The organism is Pseudoalteromonas sp. APC 3691 (genome assembly GCF_030408135.1).
GTDB lineage: Bacteria > Pseudomonadota > Gammaproteobacteria > Enterobacterales > Alteromonadaceae > Pseudoalteromonas.
Window position 1 is genome coordinate 1 of record NZ_JASDCB010000017.1, and the last position, 23951, is coordinate 23951.

The 23951-nt window shown below is 38.7% G+C and carries 25 protein-coding genes, 2 tRNA genes and 1 rRNA gene; 14 read left to right on the forward strand and 14 right to left on the reverse strand.

The features are described 5' to 3' along the window. The first annotated feature begins 265 nt into the window (after positions 1-265). The 9 genes from rrf (at position 266) to QL998_RS07625 (ending at position 6735) form a co-directional block, all read left to right on the forward strand. Positions 266-380 (forward strand): 5S ribosomal RNA (gene rrf, locus QL998_RS07585). A gap of 330 nt (positions 381-710) precedes the next feature. Then, complete coding sequence (locus tag QL998_RS07590; RefSeq protein ID WP_290192463.1) at positions 711-1643, forward strand: CHAD domain-containing protein; 933 nt, start codon at positions 711-713, stop codon at positions 1641-1643. Positions 1644-1669: 26 nt separating this feature from the next. Then, positions 1670-2569: a DUF350 domain-containing protein gene (locus tag QL998_RS07595; protein ID WP_024589503.1), complete on the forward strand. Its 900-nt coding sequence runs from the start codon at positions 1670-1672 to the stop codon at positions 2567-2569. Positions 2570-2572: 3 nt separating this feature from the next. Continuing rightward, a complete protein-coding gene (locus QL998_RS07600; protein WP_290192464.1) occupies positions 2573-4294 on the forward strand; it encodes a polyamine aminopropyltransferase in 1722 nt (573 codons plus the stop codon). Between the two features lie 79 nt (positions 4295-4373). Then, entirely contained in the window at positions 4374-4787 is a 414-nt protein-coding gene (locus tag QL998_RS07605) for a DUF2170 family protein (protein WP_004335098.1), read from the forward strand. Positions 4788-4811: 24 nt separating this feature from the next. Next, positions 4812-5504 (forward strand): PspA/IM30 family protein, encoded by a 693-nt coding sequence (locus QL998_RS07610; RefSeq protein WP_290192465.1) that lies wholly within the window; start codon positions 4812-4814, stop codon positions 5502-5504. Positions 5505-5578: 74 nt separating this feature from the next. Further along, positions 5579-6217: a hypothetical protein gene (locus tag QL998_RS07615; protein WP_024597422.1), complete on the forward strand. Its 639-nt coding sequence runs from the start codon at positions 5579-5581 to the stop codon at positions 6215-6217. Continuing rightward, positions 6214-6534 (forward strand): hypothetical protein, encoded by a 321-nt coding sequence (locus tag QL998_RS07620; RefSeq protein WP_024597423.1) that lies wholly within the window; start codon positions 6214-6216, stop codon positions 6532-6534. The genes QL998_RS07615 and QL998_RS07620 overlap by 4 nt, the downstream gene beginning before the upstream one ends. A gap of 15 nt (positions 6535-6549) precedes the next feature. Then, on the forward strand, positions 6550-6735 hold the full coding sequence (locus QL998_RS07625) for a hypothetical protein (RefSeq protein WP_193225444.1): 186 nt from the start codon (positions 6550-6552) through the stop codon (positions 6733-6735). 29 nt (positions 6736-6764) lie between these two features. Here the strand turns inward: QL998_RS07625 and QL998_RS07630 are convergent, their stop codons facing one another. The 5 genes from QL998_RS07630 to QL998_RS07650 form a co-directional block, all read right to left on the reverse strand. Next, positions 6765-7166: a hypothetical protein gene (locus QL998_RS07630; RefSeq protein ID WP_004335077.1), complete on the reverse strand. Its 402-nt coding sequence runs from the start codon at positions 7164-7166 to the stop codon at positions 6765-6767. Positions 7167-7176: 10 nt separating this feature from the next. Beyond that, positions 7177-7710: a hypothetical protein gene (locus tag QL998_RS07635; protein ID WP_290192466.1), complete on the reverse strand. Its 534-nt coding sequence runs from the start codon at positions 7708-7710 to the stop codon at positions 7177-7179. Positions 7711-7819: 109 nt separating this feature from the next. Further along, complete coding sequence (locus tag QL998_RS07640; RefSeq protein ID WP_290192467.1) at positions 7820-9196, reverse strand: class II fumarate hydratase; 1377 nt, start codon at positions 9194-9196, stop codon at positions 7820-7822. Between the two features lie 11 nt (positions 9197-9207). Next, positions 9208-9573 (reverse strand): hypothetical protein, encoded by a 366-nt coding sequence (locus QL998_RS07645; RefSeq protein ID WP_259365604.1) that lies wholly within the window; start codon positions 9571-9573, stop codon positions 9208-9210. Between the two features lie 101 nt (positions 9574-9674). After that, positions 9675-9860, reverse strand: coding sequence for a hypothetical protein (locus QL998_RS07650; RefSeq protein WP_010554833.1), 186 nt, complete (start codon positions 9858-9860; stop codon positions 9675-9677). A gap of 200 nt (positions 9861-10060) precedes the next feature. On the opposite strand from QL998_RS07650, the gene QL998_RS07655 reads away from it, so the two are divergent. Continuing rightward, complete coding sequence (locus QL998_RS07655; RefSeq protein WP_290192468.1) at positions 10061-10651, forward strand: DUF938 domain-containing protein; 591 nt, start codon at positions 10061-10063, stop codon at positions 10649-10651. Here QL998_RS07655 and QL998_RS07660 read toward each other — a convergent pair. From QL998_RS07660 to QL998_RS07675, 4 genes are all read right to left on the reverse strand, one after another. Continuing rightward, positions 10628-11767 (reverse strand): GNAT family N-acetyltransferase, encoded by a 1140-nt coding sequence (locus tag QL998_RS07660; protein ID WP_182196328.1) that lies wholly within the window; start codon positions 11765-11767, stop codon positions 10628-10630. The genes QL998_RS07655 and QL998_RS07660 overlap by 24 nt on opposite strands. A 6-nt stretch (positions 11768-11773) precedes the next feature. Then, positions 11774-13162 carry an alpha/beta fold hydrolase gene (locus QL998_RS07665; protein WP_290192469.1) on the reverse strand — a complete coding sequence of 463 codons (1389 nt, stop codon included), beginning with the start codon at positions 13160-13162 and terminating at the stop codon, positions 11774-11776. Next, positions 13155-15872: an ATP-binding protein gene (locus tag QL998_RS07670; protein ID WP_290192470.1), complete on the reverse strand. Its 2718-nt coding sequence runs from the start codon at positions 15870-15872 to the stop codon at positions 13155-13157. The genes QL998_RS07665 and QL998_RS07670 overlap by 8 nt, the downstream gene beginning before the upstream one ends. A 72-nt stretch (positions 15873-15944) precedes the next feature. Beyond that, a complete protein-coding gene (locus QL998_RS07675; protein WP_076925888.1) occupies positions 15945-16400 on the reverse strand; it encodes an Lrp/AsnC family transcriptional regulator in 456 nt (151 codons plus the stop codon). Positions 16401-16536: 136 nt separating this feature from the next. On the opposite strand from QL998_RS07675, the gene QL998_RS07680 reads away from it, so the two are divergent. Then, positions 16537-17706, forward strand: coding sequence for a monodechloroaminopyrrolnitrin synthase PrnB family protein (locus QL998_RS07680; RefSeq protein ID WP_197186300.1), 1170 nt, complete (start codon positions 16537-16539; stop codon positions 17704-17706). 1 nt (position 17707) lies between these two features. After that, positions 17708-18832, forward strand: a complete 1125-nt coding sequence (locus QL998_RS07685) for an aminotransferase class V-fold PLP-dependent enzyme (RefSeq protein WP_290192471.1) — start codon at positions 17708-17710, stop codon at positions 18830-18832. On the opposite strand, the gene QL998_RS07690 is transcribed toward QL998_RS07685, so the two are convergent. The 4 genes from QL998_RS07690 to QL998_RS07705 all read right to left on the reverse strand — a co-directional run bounded on the left by QL998_RS07690 (position 18816) and on the right by QL998_RS07705 (position 20206). Continuing rightward, positions 18816-19304 carry an RNA-binding protein gene (locus tag QL998_RS07690; RefSeq protein ID WP_024599682.1) on the reverse strand — a complete coding sequence of 163 codons (489 nt, stop codon included), beginning with the start codon at positions 19302-19304 and terminating at the stop codon, positions 18816-18818. The two genes, QL998_RS07685 and QL998_RS07690, sit on opposite strands and share 17 nt — an antisense overlap. A 307-nt stretch (positions 19305-19611) precedes the next feature. After that, positions 19612-19704, reverse strand: a tRNA-Ser gene (locus QL998_RS07695). 51 nt (positions 19705-19755) lie between these two features. Next, positions 19756-19846 (reverse strand) — tRNA-Ser (locus QL998_RS07700). 219 nt (positions 19847-20065) lie between these two features. Further along, positions 20066-20206, reverse strand: a complete 141-nt coding sequence (locus QL998_RS07705; protein ID WP_004335040.1) for a hypothetical protein — start codon at positions 20204-20206, stop codon at positions 20066-20068. 327 nt (positions 20207-20533) lie between these two features. Between QL998_RS07705 and QL998_RS07710 the strand changes: the two genes are divergently transcribed. Then, positions 20534-21403, forward strand: coding sequence for a YegS/Rv2252/BmrU family lipid kinase (locus QL998_RS07710; RefSeq protein WP_290192472.1), 870 nt, complete (start codon positions 20534-20536; stop codon positions 21401-21403). 37 nt (positions 21404-21440) lie between these two features. On the opposite strand, the gene QL998_RS07715 is transcribed toward QL998_RS07710, so the two are convergent. Beyond that, positions 21441-22370: an EamA family transporter gene (locus QL998_RS07715; RefSeq protein WP_024599684.1), complete on the reverse strand. Its 930-nt coding sequence runs from the start codon at positions 22368-22370 to the stop codon at positions 21441-21443. Between the two features lie 102 nt (positions 22371-22472). Here QL998_RS07715 and QL998_RS07720 point away from each other — a divergent pair, with 102 nt between their 5' ends. Then, a complete protein-coding gene (locus QL998_RS07720; protein ID WP_290192473.1) occupies positions 22473-23915 on the forward strand; it encodes a PLP-dependent aminotransferase family protein in 1443 nt (480 codons plus the stop codon). Positions 23916-23951 lie beyond the last annotated feature (36 nt).

The following is a 23951-nucleotide window of genomic DNA, read 5'->3' on the forward strand; positions in this document are numbered from 1 at the left end:
GAAGTGGTGTGAGCCATTAAGCTAACTTGTACTAATTACCCGTGAGGCTTAACCATACAACGCCAAACGCGTTTTATGTGATAGTGAAACAAGCGAAGAAGTTAATATAACTAAAGTAGATATTACTGAAAGACTTAAAAAATATTATCAGATATTTTCCAAATTCAAGAGGTGACTCTTAGCGCGTAGCGTTAAAGTTGAGGCACCTTGCGCAAAGAAAATGGTAGCACTACGTGCTTGTCATTAATTCTTTGCACCTAATTTGCTTGGTGACAATAGCGTTTTGGACCCACCTGATTCCATGCCGAACTCAGTAGTGAAACGAAACAGCGCCGATGATAGTGTAGCATTTGCTATGTGAAAGTAGGACATTACCAGGCTTCAAATTGTAGAAAGCCCGGATCTAACAATTCGGGCTTTTTTACGTCTGCAGAAAAGTAAAATACGCGCAATTAATAGACACTCACATTAACACCCATCGCGTAGGTCGGGTGAGCGCAGCGACTCCCGACGCTAGAATCACCATAAGTGCGCACTTATAACACTTAAACTTCAATCCTAACCTCACGATATAGCTTCATATTTTCACTAAATTATACTCAGATCTCAGCGCTTCTCGTTTCTTCTCATTTTGTTGCAATTTCATTCTTGGTTTAATAAGTGACCTGTGTAAAACTAGCTAAGTTAATTTAGTAAATCAGGTGACATGAATGTCGAATATTAAAGCTTGGAAACTTATGAGCCTGTTTTGTTTGTTCGCAGTGCTTATGGGTTGTCAATCTAAAGAAGAGCAGCTGCAACAAACAATTCAAGAGTCTATTAAAAAAGCAGATACAGAGCTGTCACAGCTTGGTACTGCACTCGATAATGGAAGCGTACGCAATGCTGTATTACTTAAAGAATATGGCGAGCTTCTTAAAAAACAACAACCAGAACTTACAAAGGTTGTTGATGTAATTACCCTTGATGCAACGCGCCAAGGCGCACTTTATAGTGGTTTAACACAGCGACTTAAAGATGTGAAAGGTACTTATTTAATTCCCCCTTATGAAGATACGCTACATAGTATTGATTTGTTGCGTGAAGCAGCCAAACCAACGCTATTCTCTGATGCGTTAACCGATCCTATCAATATGCTAGCTGATATGTCTAAAGGTGCTTTAGCACGTGTAGGTGCAATTAGTAAGCAAGCTGAAGGTGAGGGTGTTGGTAACCAAATGGTTGGTAATCCTAACTATGGTAATTGGCAATCAAATAGTAATGGTATTAGCTTTTGGCAATGGTACGGAATGTACCGTATTTTAGGCGATGTATTTGATCGTGTTGAATACGGAAGCTGGAGCAAACGCCGAAAGTATAGTTATTACAATGACTATGGCCGTTCACGTTATTCAAGCCCTAAACAAATTAAAACCCAAAGCGCTTTAGAAACACGTACGCGTCAAACATACCAACGCCAAGGTAAACAGTTTACAAGCCCTTATGCGAGTAAGAAAACAGGTGCATCAGGTTTAAGCCGCAGCAGTTATACGCCACCAAAAAGCCGCAGTAGTTATTCTCGTTCGAGCAGTTATAGCAATAGCTCTGGATCGGTGCGTGATAGTGGTAGCAGAACCTCTCGTGGCGTGAGCCGTGGTAAGTAAAAGAATAAAGTTGGAGTTAGAATAATATGTATGAATTTAATGGAATAACTATGTGGTCGCTGCAAGCGCTGGCGATTGATTTTGCAATTATTGTTTTATTATTTGTAAGCCTTAAATATATAAAAGGCTGGGTTTCAAACTTACATGCAAATGATGAAATAACAGAGCGTGATAACTTTGCCTTTGGTATTAGCTTTGCCGCTGGCTTGGTGGCGCTGGCGATTGTATTAACGGGTGTAAGTAGCGGAGCTTTTGCTGCAACACTGCAACAAGAAGCACTGCAAATGTTAGCTTATGGTGCATTAGCAATTGTACTTATTAAGTTGGGTCACTTTTTTCAAGATAAAGTAGCACTTCGAAAGGTAAGTCTGCACGACGAAATCGTTAAAGGTAACGTTACAGCTTCAATAATTGATTTTGGCCATGTTGTCAGTGTTGCTATCGTTATTCGCTCAGCTCTATTATGGGTGGCTACTGATGGCTGGCATGGTCTTCCAATTGTAATTGCCGCCTTTATTATAGGTAGCGTTGTATTACTACTTGTTAGCCAGTACCGAGTGCAGTTATTTAAGCGTACAAATAAAAGTGGCGACTGCCTACAACAAGCAATTGTTGATGGTAACTTAGCTGTGGGTATTCGTTACGCTGGATTTTTAGTCGGTAGTGCATTAGCTATTACAGCAGCAACGGGTGTTGCACCTTACGCTGCTGATAATATTAATGCGAGTTTACTATACTGGGCTATTAGCGCTGTTGTGAGCCTTGTTGCATTTATTATTTTGCACTTAGTGACAATTAAAATAATTTTATCTGGTTGCGATATTTCCGATGAAGTTAATCGTCAAAAAAATGTAGGTGTAGCTACTATCTCTGCAGCAGTATCATTTGCTGTAGGTATCACTATGGCAACATTACTAGGCGCATAATCAGTGTCATCAACCACAACTAGCCCAAGTAAGTCTCGCTTACTTGGGCACGATATATTACTTATTACTGTTATGGCCGTGCTTGCTGGGTGCGGCCTTATTTATGAATACTTACTGTCTCATTATGCGGGCCGTGTACTTGGCTCAGTAGAGAGCGCTATTTACGCCATGATCGGTACTATGATTGTCGCAATGGGCTTAGGCGCTTTTTTAGCACGTTGGTTTAAAGATGCATTTACCGCTTTTGCTTGGCTAGAAAGTATTATTGCTTTAATTGGCATGGGCTGCATTTTAGCGATAGCGGGTGTAATAGCAGTTAGTTATTCTCTTCCTCATTTATTTTCGAGCATTTTTAATTTACCCCCTGATGTTGTACTTAATGGTTACGTATTTCAAAAGCTACAAGAGTGGTCACGTTTTCTACCTTATGTTTTTGGTTTAATACTGGGCTTATTTATTGGTATGGAAATACCGCTTATAGCGCGTATTCGTCAGCATGTTTATGGTCGTTTTTTAGAAAACAACGCAGGGACTATTTATGGTGCCGATTATATTGGTGCTGGTATTGGTGCAGCCATTTGGGTAACGATCATGCTATCAATGCCTATAATGCAAGCTGCAGCGTGGACGGCGTTATTTAATATCATTGCGGGGCTTGCCTTTTTATGGCGCTACCATGCTCATGTGCGCTTTGCTAAGGCACTTTTAGTTTGCCATATAGTGCTGTTGGCATTATTTGGCTTTATTTTAGTATTTGGTAGTAGCTGGATGAACAATCTAAGTAATGTTTTATACAAAGATAAAGTAATTTACTCACAAGCCACTAAATACCAACACGTAGTATTAACTGAGCGCTTAAGCAAAAACCAACCTCAGCCAATTACCGATTTATATTTAAATGGGCGTTTACAGTTCTCAAGTATTGATGAGCAAATATATCATTCAATGCTGGTTTACCCTGCAATGCTTGCCTCTAACAGACACGACCGTGTATTAATAATTGGTGGTGGTGACGGGCTTGCACTTAGAGATGTTTTAAAATGGCCTGTGAGTGAAGTAACGCTAATAGATTTAGACGCGCAACTACTCAATTTATTCGGTCATAAAGATGGTGACTTTACGCCGCCAGAGCACATCAATAAGCGATTACTACAGTTAAACAATAAATCGATGCATGACTCGCGAGCCAATATAATTGTGGGTGATGCATTTTTAGAAGTAGAAAAGCTACTTGACCAATCTAAGCAGTTCGACACTATTTTAATTGATTTACCTGACCCTAACCATCCTGATCTAAATAAAATGTACAGTGACTACTTTTATAATCATGTACGCCAGTTATTAGCACCCGATGGCGCAATGGCGGTTCAATCAACCTCACCTTATCACGCTAAAAAAGCGTTTTTAAGTATAGGCAAAACGGTTAAAGCTGCAGGGTTTGGGTATGTTGAGCAATATCAGCAAAACATACCTTCGTTTGGGCAGTGGGGCTGGACTATAGCCACTAAAATGGGGCAGTCCGCCAGTGGTCGAATTAATGATGCGACGGCTATGCCTGTGCCATCAAGGTGGATTAGTAAAGAATATTTATTGGCAAGTTTTGTATTTCCTAACCACTACTTTGAGAAAATTAAAAGTATTGAGGTCAATAGGTTAGGGTCTGGTCAGTTGTATGATTACTACCGAACTGCATGGCAAATAGAAAGCGAATTATATAAAAACTAATAAAACATGGTTGACATAATATGTCGACCGTGAGAATCTTAACTCAGACATAATATGTCAAACGACAAAAGGCAGAGACATGGAATTAAATGAACTTTCAATAAAATTAGCTTCTTTTGAAACTGAAGGCGCTAACTTTGAGTCTTTCTTGATTGCCAACCCTGGCGAGCAAGATGTTTTACAAGTCATTGTTGATGGAAATGATGAACTTCCAATTTTTGTTACACAAACACAAGAGCAGCTTTTATGTATTAGCTACTTGTTTGACGAAGATGAAGTTAAGAGTGAATTACGCAACGAGTTAAACGAAACATTACTACGTTTAAACGTGCCAATTCCACTGAGTGCATTTGCTAAAATCGATAACAAATACGCGATTTTTGGTGCACTGTCGGTAAATTCATCATTAGATGACGTTACCCACGAACTAGTGACATTAGCCGATAACGCTATCGATGCACTAGAAGCCGTGACCTTGTATTTAAACGATTAATAGCCAGTTAGTGGAGTTAAGATTATGAGTATTTTAAAAAAATTATTTACAGCAGTACGTGGCGGCGCTCGTGAAGCAGGTGAAGCAATTGTAGACAAAAATGGCATCCGTATTTTTGAGCAAGAAATTGCAGACGCGCAAAATGCACTTCACCGCGCTAAAAAAAGCCTTACAGAAGTAATGGCCAAAGAAATGCAAACTAAGCGTAAAATTAGCGCTGTAGATGCATCAATCGCGGAACACGAAGCGTATGCAGGCCAAGCGCTTGAAAAGGGTAACGAAGCGTTAGCATTAGAAATTGCAGAAAAAATTGGTGACTTTGAAGCTGAAAAAGCCGAAAACGAGCAAGTATTATCTGGCTTTAGTAACCATATTGTTGCGCTTAAGCAGCAAGTTAAAGATGCTGAAAAATCAATTAAAGAGAATCAGCGCCAGCTTACAATGGTTAAAACCACTGAAAGCGTACAGCAAGCAACAATGGCTGTTAACAGCACACTTAATACAAACAGCTCGTCTATGACATCGGCTCGTCAATCGCTTGAACGCATTAAACAGCGTCAACAAGATCGTAGCGACCAGCTAGGTGCTGCAAAGCAACTTGAGTCAGACGTAAATGGCGATGACTTAAAAGCAAAAATGGCTCAAGCAGGCATTGGCGACACAAGTCCAAAAAGTGCTGATATTTTAGCTCGCATCAAAGCGAAGCAAAATAGCTAACCATTACGTTTATACTTTAAAAAGGTAACCGAGTTTTGCTCAGTTACCTTTTTTGCTTAGAAGGCAGCCTTCCTATGTTTAATTTTTTCAAATCTAAAAAAGAGCCAGAGCGTCAGCTTAATCATCCGAGCGAGCTTAAAAAAGGCGACATGTTTAGCGTTATCGACTCATTTGCTTATCCGGCATGGTTAAAAGGTGAAACGCTACGTGTTACTGATATTCAGACTTACCAATATCAGCACAGCAGCGATACTGAATTTGTACTTGAGACAAATAGCGGCCAAGTTGTATTTTTACAAATTGAGCAAGATGACGGCGAAGAGTGGGCTAACTTTTCTATTAAAATTCAGCGAAACGAAGTTGAAGAGATATTTGGCCTTGATGAGTTTGCGCGTATTTTTGATGAAGAGTCGTTAACCCACATTACAGTGCAAAATACACCAGAGCGCTTTATGCAGTTTTTAGCTAAAAGCTATCAACAAAGCGAGTCGCCTTATGTGTGTTATTTCCATAATAAAGATTACCGCAACCAAACTTTGCCTCGTTATGAGCAAGAAGGTGGTGAGCCATGTGAAATGATTTGTTTAGCATCAGATAATGAAGGCTTTGGTTTAAATATCGAAATTTGGGATGGCGGCGAAACCGAAGTATCGCTAACGCTCATGCGTCCAATGTCTGATATTGTAGACTTGTTTCCCGGAGATGCTAAGTGAGTGATGCTAAAGACAAGTGGTTGCGTCAGGAACAAGCTGTACGTGCCACACAAATGGCATTTGATCTAAGCAGCGAAGTTCAAAAGCTGATAAAAAAGCAAGCTATTGACCAAGAGTTAACGCCGTCAGATATGATCCGTAAAATACTTGGCTTAGATGTAAAATCTAAAAAAACGCGTCAACGTTTATCGTTTAATTTAAATGATGATGAGATTGCGCAACTAGCCAGTCGCTTTGATGTCCCAAGTGATGATAAGCGAGCCGTAAAACAACAAGTAGCTGACTTACTAATTGCTCACACTAAAAAAACTAAGTAGTTGCACTAGATTATTATGAATATTACTCTAATTGCTTATCTACTTATTTTTGCGTTGTTTGGTACTGCGGCGAGTTATTTTGTACGTTTTATTTATGCATATTGGGTGCTTAAAACAATGCCCATGAAATACATTATAAAAGCGGGTATTTGCGTGGTGCTGGTGGTTGTAATTTCAGCGTTAATTCCGTATTTAAGTTAACGCTGAGATTAAATTATACGCGACCGTTTTTATTTTATATCAAACGACTGGCATTGGTGATTAATACACAGCGATTGCACTTCAAGTACAGGAGAACAATCGGTTAAGCCTTGTGCTTTATTTTGTATTTTTTCTTGTTTTGTTATTTGTTGAGCAAGCTGTTCTGCTTCTTCTTGAGATGTGTTCAGCGTTGAATAAACAGCATACTTACTCGGTCCGCCGCATGCGCGGGCGCCCACTTCAAGTACTTTACACTGAAAGCTTGCGGTGCAGCTGTTATTACTCACCATGTTACTAAGATCATAGTTTAAGTCAGACAAGTTTTTACTTTGCTCATTTGACGTCACAGTACTAGCACAACCACTTAGTAATAAAATGCTGCTAGCAATGCTTAAAATTGATAGTTTAATTGCCGATGGTAAACAACTCATAACGTTATCCTTAAAATGCACTTACCGCTGAACCTTCAAGTTTAACACATTTATTTTCAACACACTGCGTGCTTGGCGTTGTTAAATGCTGACAAATGCTCATCATCCCTTTTTGTGAATTATAGTTACTTTCAAGCTTAGTAATTTTATCGCTAAGGGCTGCTACTTGTTTTTCAGACGCTGATTTTGTTGAGTACACAATAAAGCTGCTTGGCCCACCACATGCGCGACTGCCTACTGCACTTATTCTGCATTGAGTGCTGGTATCACATTGCGTATCTGTAATTAGCGTATTTAATTCGGCTTTAGCTGTTTTTATATCGTCTATTGAAACGTTTTTTAAATCGTTTATTGAAACGCTTTCAGCAATTACATTATTTTTTGTATTTTCTTGTAATTGAGTGTTTTCTTTTAGCTTTTGCAGCTCTTGCTTTGGCGCTTCAGCTTCTGAGGTGATTGTTACTTGCTGCGTTTCAGTTGGCGTTTTATCTAAGCATGCAGTTAAACAAAGTGGTAAAAGTATGGCTAACAATGGGGTACGCATAACAAACCTTGATAGTGATGAAATATTCATCACTATCATACACGGTGCATTTTTTACGGCAATAAAAACTATATTATCAAGTAATTAAAGCCGTGAAAAATATCGTTTATTAAAGTCCCCCCTGCGTTAGTTTGGTGGGATTAAGTAGCTTTTCGAGTTCACTGCGTGGTAAATCGGTTTCTTGTTCGGCTACATCAATAATAGGGCGGGCTTCCTTATAAGCCTGCTTTGCTATTTTTGCTGCTTTTTCATAACCGATCACCGGATTGAGCGCAGTCACTAAAATTGGATTTTTAGCGAGTGCTTTATCTATATTAGGCTGATTTACTTTAAAGCTGGCAATGGCTTTATCGCCCAATGCTTGTGCGCTATTGGCAAGTAATTCTATGCTTTGCAAAATATTATAAGCAATGACTGGCAGCATAACGTTTAGCTCAAAATTACCCGCTTGGCCTGCTACTGTAATGGTCGCGTCGTTACCGATTACTTGTGCGCTTACCATGGCTGCGGCTTCTGGTATTACCGGATTTACCTTGCCAGGCATAATAGACGAGCCCGGTTGAAGTGCTTCTAGCTCTATTTCGCCTAAGCCCGCAAGTGGTCCTGAGTTCATCCAGCGTAGGTCGTTCGCTATTTTTATTTGTGCTACAGCGAGTACTTTTAATTGCCCCGAAAGCGCTACTATGGCGTCTTGTGAGCCGATGTTATAAAAAAAGTTACTACTAGGCGTAAATCTAATGCCTACATTGGCACTCAGGTTTTCTGCAAATTTGGCTGCAAACTTAGGGTCTGCATTTATTCCTGTTCCAACAGCTGTACCGCCTTGTGCCAGTTCGCATACACGCTCTAAGCTATGTCTAATTCCTGCTGCGGCATGGTTAACTTGTGACTGCCATGCACTTAGTGTTTGATCAAATGTAACAGGCATTGCATCCATTAAATGCGTACGGCCCGTTTTAACTATATGGCCTACTTCAGCTTTTTTCTTTTCTAGGCTTTGCGATAAGTTTTCAAGCGAAGGAAGTAATTCATACACTACGTTTATTGCGCTACTGAGTGCGATAGCAGTAGGGACTACATCGTTAGAACTTTGCCCCATGTTTACATCATCATTAGGGTGAATGCTTTCACTGCCTAATCGGCTAGCAAGCGTTGCAATAACTTCGTTGGCATTCATATTTGAGCTTGTGCCCGAACCAGTTTGAAAAATATCAACGGGGAAATGCTCAACATGCTCGCCATCAATAATACTTTGACAAGCTTGCTCAATAGCATTTGCTTTGTCTTTACTTAAATGGCTAAGCTCGCAGTTACTTTGCGCAGCAGCTTGTTTTATATAAGCCAGTGCAGTGATAAATTGCTTTGGCATAGATAAGCCACTAATGGCAAAGTTATTAACCGCTCGCTGTGTTTGCGCTTGATAGAGTGCATCAGTAGGTACTTTTAGCTCGCCCATGCTGTCTGATTCTGTTCTAAAGTTGCTCATAAGTGTGCTCCTTAAAAAGGGTTGAATTCGTGACTAAGAATACGAGCTTCACGCTCAAGTATTAAAAATTGTGCAGTATTGTTATGCACTTTATAAAACCGTTTTAGTGCTAATAAAGGTTTGTATAACTGCTCTAGACATTGTTTACGAATAGCATTATGTATAAGAGGGTCGCACATTTTGTTTATAATTTCATGGTGTGTGCGTCTAAGGTAAAACTCTTGAAGCAAGGGGTTACGTTGTTGCTCAAATTTTTTGGCGACGTTAAGGGCGGTTTCTATGTAATCGGCAACGAGCATGGGTGCATGTAGGCCAGGTCTTAAGCAATGGCAAGAGAGTTCTTGATGGTAACGATGCTGGGCATAATTTGAATACATAAAAAAACCGACTCAAGTTAACGATAATAGTTATCATTACATTTAATCGGTTTCAGTGTAAACAGTTATTATAAAAATTATTTGCGATACTAATTTGAGTTTTAATTGTAGCCAAGAATAAATATCTGATCTGTTTCATGTTTGGTCATCGCCTGTTGATTGTGTTTAGGGTGCGAAAGTAAATCGATTACTGTAGCTCTCATATCAACGGCGTAACTATGATCGTCGGTGGTTTTTTCGGTTATAGCAATAGCTGCGTCTACAGCTGTATAAGGGGGTATATGCATAATTTTATCCTTTGAAATTTAATATAAGTTAAACCCTTTAGTGGGTTAGCTATATAAAAGCATATTACGTACCAATCATAATGAACCAGCTCAACCATATGATAGTTATGGTGTTTAAAAATTATATTTTTTTCATCACGACAAAATAAGCTAAATTTGCTTTACTGTTGTGCATTAATCTACAATTTTGGTGCACAGTAATGACAAAGCCATTTTCACAAGCCTGTGAAAACAATAAAAAACCTATTTTAGAGCAATTAAAAGTTGTATTAAAAAATACTAAAACAGTACTCGAAGTCGGTTCAGGAACCGGCCAGCATAGTGTTTTTTTTGCAGAGCAATTACCACATTTACAGTGGCATACAAGTGATCGCGCTATAAACCACGAAGGGATTAACTTATGGCACCGCGAAGCTAATTTAACTAATTTACATGCACCACTTGAGCTTGATTTAAATAATGAATGGCCAGTAGATAAGGTTGACGCTATTTATACTGCAAACACATTTCATATTGTGAGTTGGCAATTAGTTGAACGTTTTTTTGACGGTGTTAAACGTCACTTAAATAGCGACGGTATATTGTGTATTTATGGGCCATTCAAATACCAAGGTGAATTTACCAGCCCAAGTAATGATGACTTTAGTGCTTTTTTAACAGAGCGCGATCCGTCAAGTGGAATAAGAGATTTTGAAGCAGTTGAACAACTAGCTAAGCAAGTAGGGCTTACGCTTATTAGCGATACAGCCATGCCTGCAAATAATCAGTTACTCGTTTTTAAACGGCAATAATGAGCTACATTGCTCTTTATATATATCAATAAGGCCGCGTTCACGCTTTAAGTAGTCGCTTATTGCATTACTAAAGTCGCCATCAACAATATGGTGAGCAGAGTAGGTAAGTACGGGTTCAAATCCGCGTGCTATTTTGTGCTCACCTTGTGCACCCGAATGAAAACAGTTGAGTTTATGCTTTATTGCAAACTCAATACCTTGGTAATAACACAATTCAAAGTGCAGCGAATCTACTTCCTCACTTGCTCCCCAGTAGCGCCCATAAAGCGTGTTTTTACCTACTAAACTAAGTGTTGCAGCAATCACGTTATCGTCTTTTTTGGCCAGCATAATAACGAGGCTATTAGCCATTAAGGCATGTAAAAGCGTAAAAAACTCCATATTTAAATAGCCCAAATGACCAGATCGCTTTAAGTAGGTACGCTGATAAAACTCACAAAACAATTGCATTATCTCGGGCGTAATTTGCGTTCCTTGGAGCCATTCAATATCAATATTCTGTTGCGCTATTTTAGCTCGCTCTTTTTTAAGGGATTTACGTTTGCGAGAGCTAAGTATTTGCAAAAAATCGTCAAAGGTTTCAAAACCTTTATTAAACCACTGAAATTGCACGCCTACTCTTAACATGGCGTGTTGCTCAGTTAATGATGTAGCTTGGGCTTGGTCGCAAAAGTTAACATGCCATCCCGACCACCCTTGCTCAGCACTGTGTATGTTTAGTTGCTCTGTAATGTATTGGTACACAACGTTAGGGTTAGCGTGTTCAATAGCAATACGCTTGCCTTCAATGGGGCTAAAGGGAATGCCAGATAGCCATTTTGGATAATACTCTAAGCCGTGTTTTTCGTATGCCTCAGCCCAGGCCCAGTCAAATACGTACTCGCCGTATGAATGACCTTTTAAATACCCGGGTGCAAGTGCAACGAGCGTATCATTTTCAAAAATAGCGAGGTGATGGGGCTGCCAACCACTTTTTTGTGTTACGCATTGGCTTTGTTCAAGGGCATATAAAAAAGCATGTTGAGTAAATGGTTCATCACCAAATAAACGTTGCCACTGCGCCTGATCAATCTCATTAATACTGCTAAACCATTGGTGCGAAAACGTACCCATGACTACTTACCTTGTAGTTGTTTTAAGCTGTTCTACGTTTTTAATAAACGTACTAATTTGCATTTTAAGCTCGGTAAAATGAGGATTATAAGTTAAGCGCTGTAAAGCCGGATAGTGTTTTAAGTTAGCGCTTGTACGCTCTCCTAATTGTGGGTTTTTAGTTGTTTTACATGTTTTATATAGGGACTCGTCATTAATAAAGCTGCCACAATTACGATAGGTTGCGTTAATTCCATAATGTGGATTTTGCGGCGAGTTAACAACCGCAATATGCGATATACCATGAACCGTTTTACATTGAGGCGTTGTGCATTGCGGGTTATTTACTGTGTAGTCACTAGCAAAGTCTGGCGGTAAAATATCAGTGCTTCCATAAAGTACTAAAGTATCGAGCGGCTTATATTTTACTGAATTATCTTTGTGTAATGCACTTAATAACTTTAGAGTGGCCCGTGTATCTATTGTTGTATCAATATCGCTAAGCACACTAAAAATAGGTAATTTAAGTGGAGGGCGTTTGCTTAAACTACTTACGCTTGCAAGTGACATTGCATCGTATGATGCTGCCGCTGCATTTAAAGGAAATGATTCATACTTAGCGAAGTCTACATCGGCGTCTTTATCAATCCAATTAACAAAGGGTATGGCATCAATCCACTTTGCTATCCAGCCGTACTTATTATGTGGCTCAGAGCCGGGCGAATAAAGCATAAGCGCTTTAATTTTAGGTGAAACAGTGTGCTTAGTTGCGTAATCAATAAGTAACGCTGCACCGGTAGAGTAACCTGCGAGTATCACCTCATCAAAGTCTTGCACCGAGCGTTCAATACCGTATTTTATTGCTTGTTGCCATTGGTTAACGTCTACATTGAGTAACGCACTTGCGGCGCTACCATGTCCTGGTAATAAAATAGTACGCACAGTATAGCCTTGCTGATAATACACTTGTGCTAAATCGTGATACGTAAAGGGGGAGTCAGTTAGTCCGTGGATTAATAGCGCAACTTTATTGCTGTTTGGATGCGTAAGCTCAAAAGGGGCAATAATACCTGCAATAGTAGGGTCAGGTTTTCGCTTACCTTGTGTTACTAACTGCTGATACGTTTGTGTAATAATAGGGCATGGCATATTTGAACGTGGATTGGCTTTATTTATATGTTTATATGCAAAATCTAAGTAATCGTTAAATGGTAAAAGGGCGTGGTAATTAAAGCGCTGGTGGTTGTGCTCTTTTTCAAAGCGTAATAAGCCTTGTTGCTTACTTTTTGTTATAAATTTAAAGTCGCTTGCCTGCGATATACAGTTTTGAGCGACGGTAATATGCGAAAAAATACTTAAAACAAAACCAAAAGCTACTCTTAAAACTATTCTTAAAATTAAATCACTATTATTCATTAACTACTGCATATTGGGCAAGACACTCAGTTAGCTTAATGAGTTCAAGCGGTTTTGCAAGATGTTGGTTAAATCCAACGGCTTGTGCATGTGCTTTATCCTCTGGCATAACGTCGGCAGTTAAAGCAATAATCGGGAGTTCTTGTTCGGTTTTAAACTGGCGGATTAGGGCCGTTGCCCTATAGCCATCCATTACAGGCATTTGGCAATCCATAAGCACTAAGTCAAAATGCTGCTTTTTAACTATATCAACGGCTAGTTCGCCATTTTCTACTATATACGGCACAATCCCCAGCGAGCCAAGCATCGCTTTAATAACCATTTGATTCACTGGGTTGTCTTCTGCGACCAAAATGTCTAGCGAAGTAATATTAGTATTATCAAATGTAATAACATGTTCTTTTTTAGGCTCTGTTGTTTCTAATTGCATTGAAAATGTAAACGTAGAGCCTTTATCTATTTCACTTTCAAGTGCTATTTCTCCCCCCATTAATTGGCTTAGCTCTTTTGCTATTGTTAAGCCCAGCCCTGTACCACCAAATTGCCTAGAGGTAGAGCTATCAGCTTGGGTAAATGCATTAAATAATTTTTTATGTTGGCTTGGCTTTATACCTATTCCGGTATCCCTAATGGTTATAACAAGCTGTACTTTATTGGCGGCAGTAAACTCTGTTTCTATGTTTAAAGTAACGCTGCCTTGGCTTGTAAATTTAATCGCGTTACTACATAAATTAAGTAATATCTGCTCAATTCGCATCGGATCACCAATAAACCAGGTATCTAAAGGTAGCTTTGAGTTAACTTGCCATTTAATACCTTTGTTAACAGCGCTTTGTTCAAACATATTGTTTATGCGTGTTATTAAGGCACCTAGGTCGAATGCAATAGATTCAATAACTAACTTTTGGGATTCTATTTTTGATATATCAAGAATGTCATTAATTAAGTTTAATAAACTTTTAGATGATGAGTTTATTTTATCTAAATAGCCAATGAGTGTAGTTGCAGTGTCTGTTTCGCGAGCAAGTGAAGAAAAACCAATAACGGCATTGAGCGGTGTTCGTATTTCGTGGCTCATATTAGCTAAAAATTGGCTTTTAGCTTGATTAGCTAAATCGGACTGCTGTTTTGCTTGTGCGAGTGAGTGTGTACGCTCTGCAACTTGACGTGTAAGCGCTATTTGTTGCTGATTAAACAGTAGTAAAACCATTAAAATTAAAGAACATACGGCAACTTGAAGTATGAGTAATAATAAAGTTAGCTGACTATTATGTTGTGTTAAAAAGCTTTCTTTAAGGGATAGTTTTACAATCCATTTTTGCCCTGCAAAGTCCACGTCAAACGACATTAAACGGCTGCCTTTGGCTTGCTGAACATCTTGAGAGTAATTACTATAAAACGGCGGTGTGTTTGTATCTTCATATATACCAATCGAAAACATATCAGACTGCTGTTTAGTAATAGCTTGTTCAATAATACTTCGTACTAAAAATACACCTGTGGCATAGCCTTTAATTGTTTCTTTATCGTTACTTTGAGAATACACAGGAGCAAATAATAAATAAGCTGGCTTAGGCTGTTTGGTCTGTACTAGTTGAATTATCTTAGTCCCTACGGGCATATATTTTATAGCAGGGCTAAGCAGGGAATTTTTTCGATCAGGGTTTGAAAATACATTAAAGCCAATAGCTTTTTGATTACCATTAAAAGGAGCTATGTATTTTACTATAACAAGGGGATCGCTAATTTCAAGAGGCTCACCTACTACATCAACATCTAAATGGTAAATGTTTGATATCTCTTGAGCAAAGACGTCTCGTTGATCTTGAGGTATTTTTGCATTCCACGATAAAGCGTGAATAAACGCATGCTGGGTTAGTAATTGGCTAGCATAAGAATAAAAATCTTGTTGGCTTAATGTTGAAGATGATTGAACCTGACTTGCTAGGCTCTGCACTGCAATAATACTGCGATTTGTATATCTATAAAGGCTATTTTCTATAACGTGTACTTCACGTTCGGCGATTTTAATTGTGCTTATACGGTTTTCTTGATCGTATAGCTGTGTTGTAACCGCAACCGACACAAATAAAATAGAACATACTGCAATTGTTGGAAACGCCGATATATTATGTTGGTTAGACTTTTGTGGTAATAAAGAAAGTAAAAACGGAGTTGCAATTATTACTCCTAATGTATCGCCAAGCCACCAGTAAATAACATTCTTCCAATGATTATCAATACTGTAAACTGAGTTAAATTGACTAAGAGCGAACACGCCAAAGTTAGCCGAAATTAAACTGACTAATATTGCTATGACGAGAATAAAGTAAATTATGTTTTTACGCTTTTTAAAGCGTAGTGGGTGGCCAAGCCAAAATTTTAGTAAAGCAGCGCCCACCATTGCCTGTATAACCACACCAAAGGCGATATACATTGCCTCGTTAAATGAGTTACCGACAAGGACTAGCTCATGAGCTGAACTATCAAAAATATTTAAATTAAATGCAATTGCAGCTACAAATAAAGGCGGGATAAAGCGCCACCACCAAATATAACAACCGACCAAAGCTATACCAGCAGGTAACCAAATTGGAATTATTTGCGAATTAAAAGCAAGTTTAGTGAGTGCTATACCCACTAAAAAATATGCTAAAGCAAACATGATGTAAAAAATAATAGAATGATTTTTAGAGTTAAAATTTTTCACATAAGGTCCAAGCAATTATTATTATCGTTTTGAAATATCAGTATAGCTAACAGTAAGTTATTTGGGTTATTTTTATAATGGTAACTGTTTTTTGCTAAATGATTGTTTAAGCACAACTGTTGATTCTATATTTGCGATACAACTTAAGCCACCTAGTTGATGTTTTACAAATGTTTCGTAGCTCTCAAGATCATGTGCAATTATTTTTAATAAATAATCATAGCTCCCTGATATTACACAACACTCTAATACATGTGGTAATTTTTCTACATGTTGCTCAAATTGCTCTGCAGCACTTACCGAGTTTTGGCTTAATCGCACAAACGCATATACCAACACATTAAGGTTAAGTGCTTTAGGGTTTATGGCGGCGTGGTAGCCGGTAATAATGTTTTCTTGCTCTAACTTTTTTATACGTCTTAGGCAAGGTGTATCCGATAGGTTAATACTACTGGCCAAGTCTGAAACCGACATACGAGCTTGGCTTTGCAGTGCAACGAGTAATTGCTGATCTTTTTTATCTAACATAGTTGTCGGCTTTTATTAATTATTTTTATATTTGTAGTGATTATTGCTAAGTATTGCAGTTTTTACTAATTTTTTTGGCGTTTTACCCTCATTGAACTCTGTTAGCATTTAACTATAAAAATAATAGAGCACAACAATGAACACACATACCGCTATTTTCGATCACTGGATACGAACAGAGTTTGTCACTTTAAATAGTGAATTAGAGCAGATTTATTGGCAGCAAACCGATAAAGCAAATGTAGAAGGGGTAGGCGAGGCCTTAAAGCAACAATTAGAAAAAAAAGGCAACGCATTAATTAGCAATTTATTAGCCGAGGGCAACACAGATCAAGGCTTTGATAGCGCTTTTGACTTACTCGGTAACGTAGGATTGTTTATGGCAGCGTGTAGGCGCCATGAAATTACTGAGCCAAGCAGAGAAACAACCTCTCCACTAATAGAAGCCTCAGCGCTTGCTATGCATATTGGTGCATCAATTGGCGTAACCCCTCGCTTTGCTACCGCCCATTTAACTACTCATAACAAAGCACTTAACGGTATTTATAAACGATTTACTAATTTACCCGATGAAAAGCTATTTATTGATTACAACACCCAAGGTATTTTGGCCTATAAACGAGCAAGTGATGCTTTATTAAAAATACTGCCGTTAGGCATTTCACACCCCTTGTGTGGTGAGTTATTAAAAGTAGCTAAACAAGCGCTTATAGATGTTATTGAATCAAATAATGCACTTTATTCTGAGCTCGATACAGATCGCTTTTTTAACTGCGTTCGCCCTTATTATAAACCGTATCGTGTAGGTAAAGAGGTTTACAGAGGTGCAAATGCTGGTGACTTTGCAGGTATTAACGTGATTGATATGTTACTAGGCCTTTGTAGCGCAAACGAGCCTAGTTACTCGCAAATGCTGGTGGATAAGTTTTTATATATGATGCCAGAGGATCAGCAAATACTACGAGAGGCCATGCGTATGCAAAGCTTTATGGATGACTTTTTACAAGCAGAGCAATATAAAAATACAGGTTGGTTTAAAAACCACGCAAATTTATTTATCCAAGTGTGTAAATTACATGGTGACACCGCGGTCGGTCATCATAATCAACTGGTTGAAAAGTTTATTGCTCAGCCTTCAAAAAATATGCAACAGCAGTATATGAGTAAGGTAACAGCAAGTGGTCCGCCGCTTCATGTATTGCTTGATTCGCTCGAAAAACTAAGAGATAGGCGAGCCAGCGCAAAACGCGACGATATAAAAACACGTTTTGACGATCTAAATACACTTAAAAAATGGATTAAATAGCATGCTTAAAAACGATTTTTGTATGGCCGATGGCTGTTATTTATTAAACCACTCGGTAGGGCGTCCTCTTAAAAATACACAGCAATATTTAGCACAGCACTATTTTTTACCATGGGAGAGCTCAAGTAAAGAACCTTGGCAGCAATGGCTTCCCGCAGTTGAGCAATTTACTAGCGCACTTAGTAAGTTATTTAATGCGCCTAGTTCGCAGTTTTGTCCTCAAGTTAATTTATCAAGTGGCTTAACAAAGTTGCTTATGTCGCACCCTCGATTACAGCAAAAAAATTGTAAAGTGCTTATGGCGCAAAGTGATTTTCCGAGCATGGGCTTTGCAATGCAAAAAGCATTACCAGAGTGCGCACAAATTATGTTTATACCAGAGCACGAAAACCTAACTGATATTAATGTTTGGCAGCGTTATATAACTTGTGATATCGACTTGGTTTTTATAAGCCATGTGTATTCAAATACAGGAGTACAGGCGCCTGTATACGATATTGTAGCTATAAGTAAATTAACCAATAGTTTATCAATAGTTGATGTTGCTCAGTCAGCGGGTGTTATACCGCTTGATTTAAGCGTACTTGATGCTGACTTTATGATTGGCTCGAGCGTTAAATGGTTATGTGGTGGCCCAGGTGCAGCTTATTTATGGATTAACAAAAACCAAATAGAGTATTGTAAGCCTAAAGATGTGGGTTGGTTTTCGCATCAAAATCCATTTGAGTTCGATATTAACCACTTTGAATATAACGCTAATGCGCTCAAATTTTGGGGAGGTACTCCCTCCGTAGCGCCTTATATTATTGCCGCAAATAGCATTGCTTACTTTGCAGAGCTAACCGCTCACAAGGTAAGAGATCATAATTTAGCTATGCTTACGCTTATTCATGAGCAACTAGGCAAATATGTTGTATCGCCTATGAGTGATGATAAGTGCAGTGGGACTGTGATTTTGTTTTTTAACAAGCAGCAAGACCATGTACTTACAGCGCTTAATAAAGCGAAAATCAGTGTAGATGCTCGTAAATTTGGGATACGAGTATCGCCACATATTTATAATACTCAAGAAGACGTTGAGCAGTTTATTTCGATAGTAAAACGAGCGCTTAAGGGTTTTGGCTAAGCTGCTGCTTTCTTTGTTTTAATGACTCTATTTTTTGCTGCGTTTGATTAATTGATGCGTCGTAAGCTTGTTTTAACGAATTTGTTTTAGTTGCGATAGCATCAGCAATAGACGAAGCGCCTAAACGATTGGCTTTATCTTGAGTCATGTAATCTATCTGCTGTTTTTTAGCTGCGTATTCTTTTTGGCTTTGTGCAATCGATAGCTCAAGGCGCTTTATTTCACGCTCTATTTGTTGAACTTCTAAGAAGTCATCCACAGAGGTGTCGGTAATACCTTTACCGGGCGTAGAGCTTTTGTATGCTTCAATTACGTTTATATCTTTAAGAGTAATAACTTGTGCATCTTTAGCGCAAGGCGTTTGGCTAAAGGTAGGAACGCCCTTAATTACACACTTATACACTGTTGTACTTTGTGCCAAGGTAAAAAATGGTGCTGCCGCGCAAACTGATAGCAATATGAACCGGATCATAGCTAAACCTAAAGTGGCTAAAGTTGTGTTAATAATGCCCTAAGTTATTACTAGGCACAATTTGTTTAGTTTTTATAATTTTTAGGTACAAAAAAAACACAATTAAGTGGTTTAAATTAAGTATGGTCCAGAGGAAGGGATAGACTTGCTTACATCCATGTAATCAATCGCTGCGCGACGCTTGCAGCAGCCCAAAATGTTCCAGACATTTTGTCGAACCCTGTCGAGGGTTCTCACCCTCCCAATTTAGTATAGGTGTTAAATTTTAGGCACAAAAAAACCACAATTAAGTGGTTTAAATTAAGTATGGTGGAGAGGGAGGGATTCGAACCCTCGATAGAGCTACAAACTCTATACTCCCTTAGCAGGGGAGCTCCTTCGGCCACTCGGACACCTCTCCAACGCATAACCGTTTGTATTGATGGAAGTAAAAAAGCCACCAATTAAAATATGGTGGAGAGATAGGGATTTGAACCCTAGATGGGCTATAAACCCATGCCGGTTTTCAAGACCGGTGCATTCGACCACTCTGCCATCTCTCCGTGACGCAGAATAATACTTAGGTGATACCGCTGTGTAAATAGCAAAATGACTGTTTGCCTAAAAAACGTACGTAAATGAGGTTTTTTTTGTAAATAAGGGGAAATTAAGGCAATTTTTAATAAAATAAATAGGTTGCAGCAAACAAGGGGGAGCTAAATAAGTGACTTCATTTAGTGGTTGAGTGTTCGCTGCACCGAAAAATAATCATGGTTGGGTGATTATTTATATTGAGCTGCGCCGCTAAGTGCTAGTCTTTTACCAATAGTGTTAAGTTTAGCTAACATTCTTGCTTTACGGTTAGTTGGTTTAACTGCTACTTGAGCTGCTGCTGTTTGATTTAATGTGTTAATTGGTTTCATTATTTTGCTCCGGGTTGTATATGTTGAAATCGCGTGCATTTTGCACGTTGTTTGATTAAAAAGACAACGATAAAAATTGAGCCTGACGGATTAGTTAAACTAATCCTTGTTTGTTTTATTAACGTGCGGTTCAGTGTTTTTTATTATCGCTTTTGCATAAATAGTTACAGTGAAGTCGGCTTTATCTGCTTTAATACTGATGCTTGTGAGTGTTTACATTTATTTTTATGCATTTTACACAACCTTTTTTGACTAGTTATTCAGATTAAAAAAATTCAATTAAACTCTTTTTATTCGTTATTAAATACATTGTTGGAAACAAAAAGCTTGTCGCTACTAATAATTATTAAACCAAGTACAAAAAAACAGAGTGAAAAACCACTAATGTGGCTTAAAAGCATCTGTAAAAAACGCAGTTTTTCTTATTGTATGTTTACTACAACGGGAAGCTTTAACGATGACTGCGCTCAAATAAGGTTGCTACTGAGTAAATTTACCAAAGTAGTTGTACTTGGCGGAGACGGTACATTGAGCTTGGCGGTTAATGCGTTAATAGGGAGTAGCTGTACGTTAGCATTATTGCCTTGCGGTACAGGTAATGATTTCTCGAGAGGGTTTAATTGCAAAGAAGATGATTGGCGAAAGGCATTATTTAATACACCGACAGCAATTGATGTAGGAAAAATTAATAGCCGCTATTTTATTAATATTGCAGGGGTAGGGTTTGATGCTCATGTAGTTAAAGCGATTAATGCTAAAGCTAGTTTTTCATCTTTTGATTACAGTTGGACGAGCATTAAAGAGCTATTTTATTATCAAGCTCAGCAGTTACAAGGTACGTTTAATAACGATGCTCGGCAGTATCAAAATTTAATTACTGTATTTGCTAATCATAAGTACTTTGGTGGTGGTCTTGAAATAGCGCCAAAAGCAGATTTAACTGATGGGCTGCTTGAGTGTTATCAAATGCGATCGGGTGGGCTTTTTTATAATCTAATAAGCTTTATGAAGTTGTTTTTTAAGCGCCATCAGCATATAAAAAACCTTAACTACAATCGCTTAAATACAGCTTCTATAAAAACTGAAGGGTTATTGATTGAAGCAGATGGTGAACTGGTAGGTAAAACTCCAGCCGTTATTAGTGTGCATGGGCAGGCTTTACTTTTTCATATGCCAATAAAAAAGCGCCTACAGTAGGGTAGGCGCTTTTGTGTTAGTTGCGTTAATAACGCGTCTAACTGGGGACGGAGCCACTTTTAGCTACTGCTCTATTAGCTAAAAAGGCGTTAATTCGTTTTGTTGGGGTAAGCACAATGGCGTTACCTAATAGCACTAGGCTAAATCCTGCAAAGGTATTTGCGTGCCATTCAAAGCCTTCAAAAAAGCTACTCAGTGTTACTGCCACTAATGGGAATAAAACAATAACGTAGCTGGCTTTTTCAGGGCCTATATTTCTTAGTAGAGCAAAATAGCAACCAAAAGCAATTACAGTGCCAAATATTGATAGATAAAGTAGTGATAACCAGTAACTTGGTGGAGCATTCAAACTAAATTGCACATCGTTCATTAATACATATAAAGCTAAACCTATAGCGCTGTATAGCATGCCCCATGCATTGCCTTGCAATACACCAATTTGTTTACGAGAATTACGAACGCTTACCATGTTTCCTAATGAAGCCACAAAGGTGCCACCAAGGGCAAGTAGTAACCCGACCAACGCACCATTACTCAAGTCGAACTGCTGTAACTGTGGCCAAAACAGACACGTAATACCTAATACAGCGAGAACAGCACCTGTATAAATTCGTTTTGAGATTGGCTTACCAAAAAATAACCGAGTATTGACTATGTTCATAACCAGCAACATTGAAAAGGCAATAGAGGTCATGGCTGAGGTAAGGTGATTTTGTGCCCAGTAAAGCATTAAATAATTTAATCCAAAATTACAAATAGCTAATAAAACAAAAAAGCCATGATCCAGTAACTTAAATCGCATGTCGGGTTTTTTGTACGCTACATATAACCACATTAAAAGCGCTGCAATAGCAAAGCGATAAAATAACGATAACTCTACCGCAATATCACCTAACTGAAACTCTATGGCTAACCAAGTTGAGCCCCAAATTAAAACGGTTGTAATGTATAGCGCTGCACTTTTCATGGTTAGTCCCCAAAGCCCGATTGAATGGCTATTTTAAGACCTATCTGTATACTTACCATATACAGAAAAGTAAAAATGTAACCTATACAGATTTGGTGTGTGATGATAAGACAAAAAAATAGCCAAGGGCATGAGTTTTTATATCAGCAAGTTATTCAGTTGATTAGAGATATGAGCGCTCAACAAGTTTTACTCCCCGGCGAAAAACTTCCATCACTGCGTAAAATGGCAGATAACTTAAATATAAGTATCCCCACTGTAAAACAGGCTTACCAGTCACTTGAAGATCAAGGGTTGGTAGAGGCGCGTGAAAAATCAGGATATTTTTTAAAAGTCGTTAGCATGGCTCATAATTTACCTAAGCGAGTTAAATTAAGTCGTGAACCTGTTGTGGTAAATAAACAAGCCTTAATAGAGCAGGTGTATAGCGCGATTCATCAAGCTAACGTAGTCCCTTTTGGTATCGCCAACCCAATTGCAGCAGCACCTACCGATAAAGCACTCGCCAGAAACATGCGCCGTGTAATGACAATTGCGGGCAGTAAAGCCATAAATTATGGCCCAACTGATGGGTTTGTACCACTGAAAAAACAATTAGTGCATCGCTATTTAGATTTTGGCATTGGTATTGATATGGACGAGCTTGTGATCACCAATGGTGCGCAAGAGGCTATGGCTATTGCGCTTAAGTGCGTGACAAAGCCAGGCGATGTAGTGGCTATTGAGACTCCTTGTTATCACGGAATTATAGAGCTAATAGAAAGCTTGGGACTTAAAGCGCTCGAAATACCACTGTGTCCAGATAATGGCATTTGGTTAAGCGATTTGGAGCGAGCTTTAAATGACCATGACATAAAAGCGTGTTTATTCTCGACAGCAATTAGCAACCCTGTAGGCAGCTTTATGCCAGATACAAACAGGCAGAAGCTGGTGGAGTTACTCGAAAGCCTCGACGTAGTGCTTATTGAAGATGACGTATACGGCGATTTATATTTTACGGCGAAACGAGGCACACCTGCTTTAGCGTATTCTAAAAAAGGATTAGTGATCAGTTGCTCATCTTTTTCTAAAACGGCTGCGCCGAGCTATCGTGTAGGTTGGTTAGTTGCCGGTAAATTTGCAACGCAAGCGAGGCGATATAAACGAGCACTAAGTTGCTCCGCTTCGTTAATAAATCAATGGGCGTTATCAGAATTTATTGCCAGCGGCGAGTACGACCGTAACTTAAAGGTACTCAGGCAGCGCCTGCGCGATAACAAAGAGCGTATGCGATGGTGTTTACAACACGTTATGCCAAAAAATACACGTATAAGCGATCCAAAAGGAGGCTGTGTAATGTGGCTAGATTTAGGAAGCGAGTACGATAGTCAAAAATTATTTTTACTTGCTCTTGAGGTTGGTATTAGTATTACCCCTGGGCTTATTTTTTCAGCCTCTAATAAGTATAAAAGCTGCGTAAGGTTAAGTTATGGTGTGCCGTGGAGCGAGCAGATAGAGCAAGCCATTATTACTCTGGGTAAGCTCACTTTATTAGCTAAAAAGTAAGTTTGGGAAACACAAAAAAGCAGCATTTAAGTAAAC